The following is a 10690-nucleotide window of genomic DNA, read 5'->3' as shown; positions in this document are numbered from 1 at the left end:
CAGTACCGCGCCGACGTCCTGGACGGCTTCCTCGCCGCGACCGGACTCTCCCTCGACCTTCCGCCACCGTCACCTTGAAGCGCCGAAGTCAGTAAGCGGCTCGACCTCGCGCCGCTTCTCTCGGTGCCCCGTCCCCGCACCCCGGACGCCTCCGGGCAGACCCTCGCGGAGCTGCGGTGAATCCCGTGCCGACGGGCCCGTGCCTGTACCGGCCTTGGGGGCCAACGAGGCAGCCGACGATATCGGCGAGATTGATCTTGAATGGTGAGAGGGCCTGTCGACGCCGCGAGGGGCAGCCGGGGCCCGGCTGCCCCTCGCGGTTACTCCTGTAGTGAGACTGCCGTCTGTCAGGTCACTCGGCGACGGATCCACCAGGCGCAGAACCCGGTCAGGGCCAGGGCGAGGACGAGGTAGAGCCCGGTCTCGGCCCATTGGAGGGCCCAGAAGTTCCCGGCGGGCTGGTAGGTCACCTGCTGCTGGTAGCCCTGGGCGCCGAGGTCGGCGAGGCACCGCTCGAACTGCTGGAGGGCAGGCGGGCCCGACTCGGTGTGCAGGCAGTCGGCGAAGGACGACGGCACCGCGGCCGGCCGTCCGGCGGCGTTCAGCGTCTGTTGGGAGGTGACCCAGGCGCCGGGCACGTCTTCGAGGTGCACCACGAGCTGCCGGGCGCCGTCCTGGATGCTGATGGGGGCGCCGCCGGGCCGGATCGGCACGGTGGTCCGGTCGGTGGCAGCCAGGTGGGGCCGGATCCACATCGGCACGACGGTCTGGACGGCGGCGTAGAGGCCGAGTGTGGTGGCCATCGCGGCTAGGGTGCGGCGGATAACGAGGCCGAGGGCGACGCCCAGGACGAAGGCGAAGGCGGCGTGCGCCATGGGGGCGACACCCCGTGCGGCGAAGGCCACGGGGTCGATGCGCGGGAGGTACGTGTCCGTCGCGCCGCCACCGTCGACGGCCCGGTCGATGGGGCTGCTCCACCAGCTCACCGCGAGCGAGGCCAGTCCGGCGGCGGTCATGGCGGCCGCCGCACCGAGGCCCAGTTTGGTCGCCAGCCAGCGTGTGCGGGTGACGCCCTGGTTCCATGCGAGGTAGTGGGTGCCGGTCTCCAGTTCGCGGGAGATCAGCGGCGCCCCCCAGAACATCCCGATGACCGCCGGCACGGCGAGCACGACCATCAGTCCGGCGTAGTAGAGGGTCTGGTCCGAACTGGAGACCTGGTCCACCAGGCTGCTGCCGGCGGTCCGGTAGAGGTCGGCCAGCTGCGGGCCGGTGACCGCGAGGGTGGCGGCGAGGGCAGCCACCGCGGCGAGCATCACGGCAGCCTGGGTGCGGAACTGGCGCCAGGTCAGCCAGGTCATCGGAGTACCTCCAGTGCGGGTCGGGTGTCACGTACCGCATCGGCGGGCCGGGTCATGTAGGCCAGGACGATGTCTTCCAGACCGAGCGGACTGACGGTCCAGGACGGATCGTGGACCGCGGTGTCGGTGCGCACCAGGAGGGTGGTCTGCCGGTCGGTGTGGCTGGCGGTGATGACGTGCTGACCGGCCGGGAGCGTGTCCGGGTCCCGGCGCGGTCCGGTGAGCCGGTGGTGGCAGGCGACCAGGTCGTCGATGTCGCCGGCCACCTGCACCCGGGAGTCGACCAGGACGATGACGTAGTCGCAGGTCCGCTCGACGTCGGAGACCAGGTGGGAGGAGAGCACGACGCTCAGTTCGTGCTCGGCGACGGCCTCCATCAGGTCCTGCATGAACTCCCTGCGGGCGAGCGGGTCCAGGGCCGCGACCGGCTCGTCCAGGATGAGGAGTTCCGGGCGCTTGGCGATGCCCAGGGTGAGCGCGAGCTGCGCGCGCTGGCCGCCGGACAGCTTGCCGGCCCGCTGCTTGGGGTCCAGACCGAGGCGACGGATCCGGTCGCGCGCCAGGCCGTCGTCCCAGTTCGGGTTGAGGCGCCGGCCTAAGTCGAGGTGGTCGGCGACGCTCAGCGCGGAGTAGGTCGGGGTGTCCTGAGCGACGAAGCCGACCTTGGCCAGCTGTTCCACACCCGCAGCAGGACGGCCACCGCACACCTCGATGGTGCCGGCCGTCGGGGTCAGCATCCCGGAAGCCAAGTTCAACAAGGTCGACTTGCCGGCCCCGTTGGGGCCGACCAGGCCGACCACCCGGCCGGCGGGGACGTCCAAATCGCAGTTCTGCAGCGCCCAGCGCTGCCTGTACCTCTTGCCCAGGCCCTGGGCTCGCAAGACAGCGCTCACGCTACGTCCTCTCCGGCGGCGTTACGAAACGTGTTCATGAACAGCGCCTCGATGCTCTCGTCGTCGAGCCCGGCCAGGCGGGCCTTGGTCAGCCAGCGTTGCAGGTCCTTGCGCAGCGGTCCTTGTGCGGCGAGCGTGCTGTCGGCCAGCGTCCGGGTCACGAACGTCCCGACGCCGGGACGGGCGGCCACCAGGCCGTCGTGCTCCAGCTCCCGGTACGCCTTGAGCACCGTGTTCGGGTTGACCGCCATCTGCTTCGCCACGTCCTTGACCGTCGGCAGCCGGTCCCCCTCCTTCAGCAGGCCGAGGCGCAGGGCATGCCGCACCTGCTGAACCAGCTGCTGGTACGGGGACAGGCCGGACCGGCTGTTCAGGTGGAACTCAATCACCGGTTCCTCCATTTATCTAGTTGCCTAGCACTATAGCCCTCTACGTCGACCACTCGGCAAGGTTCGCACTGCGGGCGCCAGCCGCCCGGTACCGAGGGAAGTCAGCCGCGCATGGTTGGCGCTCGCCAGACCTCGCGCGGGTGTCGAGAAACGACCGTCTGCCGACACTCGCGCACTTGATCACGAACCCGCAGGTGGGCACTGTCGACAACTCGCGTCGGAAATCAACGCCGGCCGTGGCGGATGGCCGCTTCCCGGAGCGAAGCAAGGTGTCCGACCCGGTCGGCTGCGGGGTCGACCGGGCCCAGCCGGGCTCGGCGACTGTAGTAGCTCGCGGCCCGTCCGGCGCGATCTGGCCCTCGACAGGTCGGCCGCCGTCGGCTGACGCAGGCTGGTGGCATGGCTCATGAACAGTCGGCCAGCAGCGGTCTGGACCGGGCCGGGATACTGGTCCGCCAGATCACCGCAGCGCTGACCGCGGCAGGGCACACCGTCGCGGCGGCGGAGTCGCTTACCGGCGGGCGGCTGTGCGCGCAGCTGTCCGAGGCGCCGGGCGCGTCGGCGGCGTTCCGCGGTGGGGTCGTCGCCTACGCCACCGATCTGAAGGCGGAGCTACTCGGCGTGGACGGCGACCTTCTGGCGCGGGTCGGCGCGGTCCATCCCGAGGTTGCCGCCGGCATGGCCGAGGGCGTCCGGCGTCTTGCACACACCACCTACGGGTTGGCCACCACCGGGGTCGCCGGACCGGCACCGCAGGACGGATGCGAGGTCGGCACGGTTTTCGTCGCGGTCGCCGGCCCGCAGAGGACCATGGGCGCGCAGGCAACCCCCGGCAGCACGGACCGGGACGATATCCAGCACGCGGCCCTCCTCGCGGCCCTGGAACTCCTCCGCGACGAGCTACGACCCCCCACGTAGCCGCGCGAGCAGGTGCTTGCGTTTCGCGCCGACCCTCCGGGTTCAGGGCAGTGGGGTGGTGGCAGGCAGGTATGGCGTCCGGCCCACCCGGGTTCGCCAGCAGCTGGGCGGCGATCCCGAGGGTCTCGACGCGGAAGGTTCCGTGGCTGTCGGCGCAACGGGTGTGCCGTCCGCGACCTTCTCGACGATGACGCGGCACGGAGACCGGCGGTTACCGCGGCATCCTGTGACCAGCACCCCTCAAGGGGGCCCGTTGCGTTGCGTGGCGGGGTCCTGTGTGGGCCTGAAGCTCTACGAGAGCCGGGGTGGGTGCGTGCTGGTCCCCGCCGGGTTCTTCGAGTGGACCCCGGAGACTGTGAAGGCCGGACGCGGACGGCGTCCGGCCTTCGCCGTCCACCGGCCGGGGTGTCAGAGCCATTCGTTGAACGCTTCGTCGACGACGGCCTGAATTAGGTGCTGTTCGGGGTTCAGATCTTGGTGAGGTCCGGTGTGGTGCCGGTCGGGACTGGTAGAACTCGGGGGTGGCTCGATTCGATGTGACGGATGCCGAGTGGGACTTGATCGAGCCGCACCTGCCGGTGGCGGCCACCGGGCCGTTGCCGCGGCGGGTGCGGGACCAGTTCAACGGGGTCCTGTGGCGGTTCCGCACCGGCAGCGGCTGGCGTGACGTCCCGGAGCGGTACGGGCCCTGGTCCACGGTCTACTCCCGCTTCAACCACTGGGCCAGGACCGGGGTGTTCCAGGGACTGATGGACGCGTTGATCGCCGAGGCCGCCGCCCAGGGCAAGGTCGGCCTGGAGCTGGTCAGTGTGGACTCCACCATCGTGCGGGCCCACCACGAATCGGCCGGACTGGCGGTGGCCGGCGAGACCCTGGACGCCCTGGAGCAGGCACTGACCGAGGAAAAGGGGGCGCCGCTTCCGAACCAACCACCGGTGCTGCGGGTGATCCAGCGCAGGCTGGCGCGGACACGGACAGCCCCGATCCGGCGCCGGACGATGACCGCGCCAAGGAGCGCCGGCGCCGCAGAGCCCGGGCGAAGGCCGCCCGGCTCGGCCGCTCCCGAGGCGGGCTGAGCAGCAAGGTCCACGCCGCCGGACTGCCGCTCGCCTTCGTGCTCACCCCCGGACAGGCCGCGGACTGCCCGAAGTTCCAGACCGTGCTGAACAGCATCCGCGTCCGCGGCCCCGCCGGCCGGCCCCGCACCAAACCCGGCGCCGTGGCGGCGGACAGGGCCTACTCCTCGCGAGCCAACCGCGCCTACCTGCGCCGCCGCCGGATCACCGCCGTCATCCCGGAGAAGAGCGACCAGCAGCCCAACCGGAAGAGGAGGGGCTCGGCCGGCGGACGGCCGGTCGCCTTCGACCCCGAACGCTACAAACAGCGCAACGCCATCGAGCGCTTCTTCCAGAAGGTCAAGACCTGGCGCGGCCTCGCCACCCGCTACGACAAGTCCCCGGAGAGCTACGAGGCCGGACTCCACCTCCGAGGATCGATCATGTGGCTGAAGCTCCTCACTTCAACCACATGATCCGAACCCTGAACAGCGCCTAGTGCCGCATCAGGCAACGTTCGCCCTGTCGTGAAGTGACGTGCGCGGGATCCTTCCCGTTCTCCGCGAGGTCAGCCGGGTGTGCGTCGGTGGCGATTCAGTCGAAGTCGCTGGCGGAAGTGAGACCCTCGACGAAGGACCTGAAGTCCGGGGCGAGGGCCAACTCCACGCTGGTTTCAGCGTCGAACCACGCGATCGAAGGTTCCCCGTGTCGGCCGCACGCCCTGTAGTCCAGCGCGATCCAGCAGGGTCCGTCGCCCGAGAGGAGCACGACAGGCGAGGGCAGACCCCATTCCTCGACCAGGTAGGGGCTGTCGAGCAACGAGACCGTGCGTTCGCGGTGGCCAATGCCCATCACGTGGTCGAACGGGACGTGGTCCGCGCTCCAGGAGGTCGCCCTGTCTGTGCGGAAAGCGTTCCGAGTGGCTGTCACCTGGCCGCCGTTCTGAGCCCACAACAGATCAAGCAACGAGGCCGGGAGCGTGACATCGAGCAGTCGCTCGGCCTGCCGCACAGTCTGATCGGTCAGCGGCTGTTGCACCCCGTAGTTGCTGCCGGCGTCCCAGAACGCGGGCTGCACATCGTCAGATCGAGCCATAACTCGCATCGTAGGAGCTACGAGCTGCGGTTAACCGCCAGAAGCGGCTCAGGCGGCCAGAATGATCACGTGGCTGAACGTGTGCGCGTGCGGGAGATCGACGACGACGAGGGGCGCCGGTTGCTGCGAATCGTTCGCCGGGGCACCGGGTCGGCGGTGACCTGGCGGCGAGCGCAGATGGTGCTGCTGTCCGCGCAGGGCATGCCAGTGGACAAGATCGCTGCGGTGACGTTCACCAGCGCAGACCGAGTCCGCGACGTGATCCACAACTTCAACGCCGACGGCTTCGACTCGCTCTACCCGAAGTACAAGGGCGGCCGTCCCAGGACCTTCACGCTGCCCGAGCGGCGCGAGATCAAGAAGATCGCCAAGTCCAAGCCGGTCGAGCACGGCCTGCCGTTCTCGACCTGGAGCCTGGTCAAGCTGGCCGACTTCCTGGTCGTGATCTTCCACAGCGACCGCGGCAGCGAGTACACCAGCGCGGCCTACAACCAGCTGTGCGACCGGCTGGGCGTGGTGCAATCCATGGGGCGGGTCGGCTCGGCGCTCGACAATGCCGCCGCCGAGAGCTTCCACTCCACGATCAAGGTCGAGTACGTCCACCGGCACCGCTTCGCCACCCGGACCGAGGCCCGCCTGAAGATCGCCACCCGACTTCTACAACACCCGCCGCCGGCACAGCGCGGCCGGCGGGCTGCCACCCGTCGAGTTCGAACGGATCATCATCAAGGCACGAGCCGAAGCCCATCAGGAGGCCCAGGCCGCATAGCGGAAGACTCCACGATTACAGGGGATTGACATCACCGACCACCGCAACATCGCCGCCGGCCTCCGCCGCCACGACCGCGACGCCCACCGGACTCTCACCACCCTGGACATCACGTGATCAAACCGGACACTCCGCGAGAACGACACCGCCCTGGTAGCGGGGGTGGGCGGGAGCGGGGCTGGCCCACTTCAGCCGGGAAACCGGCGGTCAGGCCCCGATCGTCGCCCTCGGGAGATCAGCGTCATGAACGGGGCGAGTTTTCCGCTGTGTGCGGCCGGGTATGGAAGCGGGTTGGGGGTGGTCGATATCCTGTTAGGGATCTTGGTTCTTGGCGGGGCGTGGTGGCTGTTTGCAACGCTGCCCAGTAGTACTTCTGATCACAGAATCTGGGACAGATGCATCCTGGGGGCGTCAGTCTTCTTTGTCCTGGTTGCCGGAGTATACGGCTCGCAGGTCGAGGTGCCAGTGGGTTATAACGGGACGTCGCCCACGCTGATTTATATGCTGCAAATCGCGGCCGTGGTCACTCCGGGTGCGGTCGCTGTTCTGGTGCGGGGCAGCAAGGTGCGGACTCGATCTGGAACGCAGACAAATCTCAGTGATGTACGCGGGAATAATCGGATTATGCCCATTTCTGTTGAGTTCTTCGTGGCCCCGGGCGATGGGGTGGCTGCTGAAGTGGGGCTGCGGCAGCGGGTTCATGATTACCCCGCGTTGGAGTGTGCGGGTTTCTTTCCCGACGATGCGGTGAGGCGCTGGGAGGTTCTCCTCACCGGCGGTGCGGATTCAGGGCTGCGTGCTGTTGTGCCGATGAGGAATGACGGTTTCACGGTGTTCGAAGTCCCGGAGGCGCTGTGCGCGGCGTTGGCGCAGGCGCACAGGGGCCGTCTCGTTGAGGCTGCGGTTGCGTGGGCCGAGTCCGCCGCAACAAAGGGCGAGGGTGTCCGGGTAGGGACAGCGGTCGAGATTCTGATAGAGGTAGCTGATCTGGCTCACACGGCAGAAGTTCTTCGCCAGCCTCTGTACTGCTGGTACTTCGCGCCGTGATCTGCTCTATTGATCTGAATCGGTAGGGGTTCTGGGTCGGTGAACCGCGTGAGTGCCCTGGTGGGGGTACGGCACTTGTCGCCGTCGGCGCAGGAAGCCGAAGCCGACAGGTTCCTGCCCGGCACAGCGCCGTCAACCCCTGGGCTCTCAGCCCGAATCCACCGGGCTGTGACTGACGTGGAAGCGGGATGACGCAGAGAGGTGCCTGCTGAGCTGGGAGGATGGGAGTTCTCTACGCTTCCGTCCGGCCCAACCAGCAAGGCACCTCTCTTGAAAATGACCTGAACCTGCGCGGGGTTGTGGTTCATGCGGCGCCCGTTCGTGCGGTGACGGTCACGTCCAGGCCGAGGGCGGCAAGCTGGGCGATCAGCCGACGGGCATGGCGGTCCTTGCCGAGTCGGGTGGTGAAGTGGTCGGCGCCCAGGTCCTGGTAGGGGACATGGCCGTGCAGGATGTGCCAGGCGGAGACCAGGATCGAGTGGCCGACGGCTACGATCGCGCGTTTCGAGCCGCGATGGCGAACAAGGCGTCGATACTGGGCGCCGAGGTAGGTGCTCTTGCCGCGGGCGGCGGTGGTGCCGGCCATGAACAACGCGGTCTTGAGCCAGGTGTCGCCGTGGCGGGTGCGGCCGGACAGCCGCTTGCCCGCTGACTCCTTGTTGCCCGGGCACATGCCCGCCCAGGAGGCGAGGTGTCCAGCGGTGGCGAAGCGGCTCATGTCGACGCCTATCTCAGCAATGATCACCTGAGCCAGGGTCGCACTGATCCCCGTCCAGGCCGTCGCTGTCGTCCCGGTGACCGAGGCCGCCTCCGGTCGTTGAACCCGCCGAGCGCCCCGACCAGGGCGCGCGGCTGCGCCTGCTCCACACCGCCCGGCTCTACACCCCCCGGGGGCCGTGCGCCGCACGGTGAAGCCCTCGGGCGGCCGGGCCCGTACACAGCCCGGCCGCCCGGCAAGCGGCCTCCGTCTTGGCGCGGCGAGTCGGCAAGCCGACCACCGGTGCCGCGCGGTGAGGACACCATGAGCAAGAAGCAGAAGGGCCGCCGGCACCGCACGGTCGACCGGACTCCGCGCCAGGCCGCCGAGCCGCGCCCGCCCCGGCAGCGTTCCGCCGCCCCGGTGGTCCGGCCCACCCCGGTCGCTGTCGGCGCTGCGGCGTACCGCTCGGCTCCGGGTGAGAACCGGGACCGGGGGCGGTGACCGGCCCCGCCGGCGTCTACCGGGTCACGGTGGCCGCCACCGCCTGGGATGCGGCCGAACGGTGCGCGTGCATCTCCCCGGCCCGGGCCGTGCTGCGTACCGTCGCCACCGGCTGGGGCGTCACCGGCCCCGTGCTGGACGACCTGGTCACCGCCGCGGGGGAACTACTTTCCAACGCCGCCCTGCACGCCGGCCCCGGCAGGATTCCGGTCCGGCTGTGGCTGTCCCCGGACGGGGAGTGGCTGCGCATCGAGGTCGACACCGAGCCGCCACCTTCCCCCGCCCGGTGACGAGCATCGGTGATAGCGAGGCCGCGCGCGGCCCGGGGCCTGCTGATGGTGGCCGCTCTCGCCGACCGGTGGGGCACCATCCCGACCCGCACCGGGAAGTGCGTGGGGGCCGAGCTCGCCCTGCCGGTCCCCCTCGACCCGGCTGCGCCCGCCGGCACCGCCCGCCGCGAAGCGGTCCGGGCCGACTGGACTGCCGCCGCCCGCATGGGCACCGACCCCCGCGCGGTGCGTGGAGCTCTGCAGCAACCGGAAGACCTTGATCATCCCGTGAGTGCCGGCAGTGCCCTGGTCGCGGCTCTACCTCAGCGTCGGAATGTACCCGCCGCAGTCCATCCACCATACGAGGTGCTCGAGTTCAGTAACCAGATAGTTGCCCGTTCGGGGACCGACTACACCGTCGGCATCGAGTCCTTGGATTCCCTGAAAGTACTTGACCATGTTCAGGGTGTTCTTGCCGAAGACCCCGTCCTCGGCAAGATCGGAAGGCCTGTTGAAGTCGTAGTTCCACTCGTTGAGCGCATGCTGGACGCACTGAACGGCTCGGCCGGAGTCCCCGTAGCGTATGTAGCGAGCGTTGGGGTTGGCTGTGGCTGTCGGCGCGGCCAGGGCCAGCAGCAGCGCGGATGCCGCTGCCAGGGTGCTGCCACGCAGGACGGTGCTATGCGTGAGCTTCATTGGATCCCCCCACAGGTACGGGCACGAAGCGGGCTTGCCCGCTCGCGAGCCATAGATCTCGGTTCGGTTCCGTAAGGATCACTGAAGGTCTGATGGCGGGACAAGTCGGTTCTGTGCCCGAAGTGCGACCAGATCCGTCCCAAAGCGCTGACCTGGGATTTGAGACGACGTGACAGGCACAGTTGAGACGTCCCGCTGCCGTTCCTGCGAAATGCGAGCCTCTCGGCGTTGGGGTTTCCCCGACAGATCAGAGACACAACGTGTACGAGTTCATCACGCCATCGGCGCCGTACTGCTGCGGTACCTGAGCCCGCAGGGGGTTTTCGCCGTCGCGACCGCCCTGACCGGCGCAGGTCAAAGCCCTGGTCAGGGTCAAGCTGCGGATCTAGCATTCCCGGCACGGCGGCCCCGCCACAGTCTCCACCTGGCCGCCGAGCAGAGCAACTGTCAGGCCACCAACCGCGCCATCGCTCTCGGTACCCACCGGACGCCGAGCTACGCCGCGGAGCTGAACCTCCCGGCCGACTCCAAGGTCCGCGCCCGGCTGCTGGACTCGCGCACCACCTACAGCCCCGACGGCCTCGACGTCCGGGAGACGCTCGGTGTGGACCCTCTGCATCTCGAAGGAGCGAAGGAACACTGCTCTTTTGAAGGGGGGCGTCATGACGCCCGTACAGACCGTCCTGCAGTTCATCGCCGAGGCCGCCGCCGATCCGTCCGGCCCGCAGGCCGCCGTTCTCGGCCGCGCCGTGCACACCATCGGCTTCGCCTTCTCGGGCGCGGTGAACGTGTTCGCCGCGATCCGCCGGCTGTGCCACCGTCAGGCGCTGGCCAGCCGGGCCTGCGCGACATGCCGGACCCGCCCGGCGGCCGACACCGAGTAGGCGGGGAAGTCGTCGGCCCGGCCGCCGGGGGGGGGGCCGGGCGGCCGGGGAGGGCGACACGTGCAAGGGGGACCGGCCCCCGATGCGGGGCGCGTTTTGGGGGTGTGGGATCAAAA

Annotated in this window: 12 protein-coding genes and 2 pseudogenes; 8 read left to right on the top strand and 6 right to left on the bottom strand. The window is 69.3% G+C overall.

The window, feature by feature from the left end; translation table 11 throughout:
* Nucleotides 1–347: 347 nt before the first annotated feature.
* The 3 genes from ACWGB8_RS35860 to ACWGB8_RS35850 are packed head-to-tail and all read right to left on the bottom strand — an operon-like array spanning nt 348 to nt 2652.
* Nucleotides 348–1358: a transporter gene (locus tag ACWGB8_RS35860; protein WP_452217850.1), complete on the bottom strand. Its 1011-nt coding sequence runs from the start codon at nt 1356–1358 to the stop codon at nt 348–350.
* Nucleotides 1355–2251 (bottom strand): ABC transporter ATP-binding protein, encoded by an 897-nt coding sequence (locus tag ACWGB8_RS35855; RefSeq protein WP_452217849.1) that lies wholly within the window; start codon nt 2249–2251, stop codon nt 1355–1357. Before ACWGB8_RS35855 ends, ACWGB8_RS35860 begins: the two co-directional genes overlap by 4 nt.
* A complete protein-coding gene (locus ACWGB8_RS35850; RefSeq protein ID WP_452217848.1) occupies nt 2248–2652 on the bottom strand; it encodes a GntR family transcriptional regulator in 405 nt (134 codons plus the stop codon). The genes ACWGB8_RS35855 and ACWGB8_RS35850 overlap by 4 nt, the downstream gene beginning before the upstream one ends.
* A 387-nt stretch (nt 2653–3039) precedes the next feature.
* On the opposite strand from ACWGB8_RS35850, the gene ACWGB8_RS35845 reads away from it, so the two are divergent.
* Both ACWGB8_RS35845 and ACWGB8_RS35840 read left to right on the top strand, forming a co-directional pair.
* A complete protein-coding gene (locus ACWGB8_RS35845) occupies nt 3040–3558 on the top strand; it encodes a CinA family protein (RefSeq protein ID WP_452217847.1) in 519 nt (172 codons plus the stop codon).
* A gap of 521 nt (nt 3559–4079) precedes the next feature.
* Nucleotides 4080–5089: pseudogene (locus ACWGB8_RS35840) on the top strand (IS5 family transposase).
* Nucleotides 5090–5207: 118 nt separating this feature from the next.
* Here ACWGB8_RS35840 and ACWGB8_RS35835 read toward each other — a convergent pair.
* Nucleotides 5208–5708: an SMI1/KNR4 family protein gene (locus ACWGB8_RS35835; protein WP_452217846.1), complete on the bottom strand. Its 501-nt coding sequence runs from the start codon at nt 5706–5708 to the stop codon at nt 5208–5210.
* A gap of 69 nt (nt 5709–5777) precedes the next feature.
* Between ACWGB8_RS35835 and ACWGB8_RS35830 the strand changes: the two are divergent.
* The 3 genes and pseudogenes from ACWGB8_RS35830 to ACWGB8_RS35820 all read left to right on the top strand — a co-directional run.
* A pseudogene (locus ACWGB8_RS35830) lies at nt 5778–6149 on the top strand (helix-turn-helix domain-containing protein); the annotation flags it as partial.
* A gap of 84 nt (nt 6150–6233) precedes the next feature.
* Nucleotides 6234–6506, top strand: a complete 273-nt coding sequence (locus ACWGB8_RS35825) for a hypothetical protein (RefSeq protein WP_452217851.1) — start codon at nt 6234–6236, stop codon at nt 6504–6506.
* Between the two features lie 214 nt (nt 6507–6720).
* Nucleotides 6721–7524: a hypothetical protein gene (locus ACWGB8_RS35820; RefSeq protein ID WP_452217845.1), complete on the top strand. Its 804-nt coding sequence runs from the start codon at nt 6721–6723 to the stop codon at nt 7522–7524.
* 304 nt (nt 7525–7828) lie between these two features.
* Here ACWGB8_RS35820 and ACWGB8_RS35815 read toward each other — a convergent pair whose 3' ends face one another.
* Nucleotides 7829–8431, bottom strand: a complete 603-nt coding sequence (locus ACWGB8_RS35815; RefSeq protein WP_452217844.1) for a transposase — start codon at nt 8429–8431, stop codon at nt 7829–7831.
* Between the two features lie 114 nt (nt 8432–8545).
* Between ACWGB8_RS35815 and ACWGB8_RS35810 the strand changes: the two genes are divergently transcribed.
* Entirely contained in the window at nt 8546–8725 is a 180-nt protein-coding gene (locus ACWGB8_RS35810; protein ID WP_452217843.1) for a hypothetical protein, read from the top strand.
* Complete coding sequence (locus tag ACWGB8_RS35805) at nt 8722–9015, top strand: ATP-binding protein (protein WP_452217842.1); 294 nt, start codon at nt 8722–8724, stop codon at nt 9013–9015. The genes ACWGB8_RS35810 and ACWGB8_RS35805 overlap by 4 nt, the downstream gene beginning before the upstream one ends.
* A gap of 297 nt (nt 9016–9312) precedes the next feature.
* On the opposite strand, the gene ACWGB8_RS35800 is transcribed toward ACWGB8_RS35805, so the two are convergent.
* Entirely contained in the window at nt 9313–9690 is a 378-nt protein-coding gene (locus ACWGB8_RS35800) for a peptidoglycan-binding domain-containing protein (RefSeq protein WP_452217841.1), read from the bottom strand.
* Between the two features lie 662 nt (nt 9691–10352).
* Here ACWGB8_RS35800 and ACWGB8_RS35795 point away from each other — a divergent pair.
* Nucleotides 10353–10574 carry a hypothetical protein gene (locus ACWGB8_RS35795; RefSeq protein WP_452217840.1) on the top strand — a complete coding sequence of 74 codons (222 nt, stop codon included), beginning with the start codon at nt 10353–10355 and terminating at the stop codon, nt 10572–10574.
* Nucleotides 10575–10690 lie beyond the last annotated feature (116 nt).

The organism is Kitasatospora sp. NPDC054939 (assembly GCF_053610105.1).
This window is presented reverse-complemented; position numbering and strand designations above follow the sequence as displayed.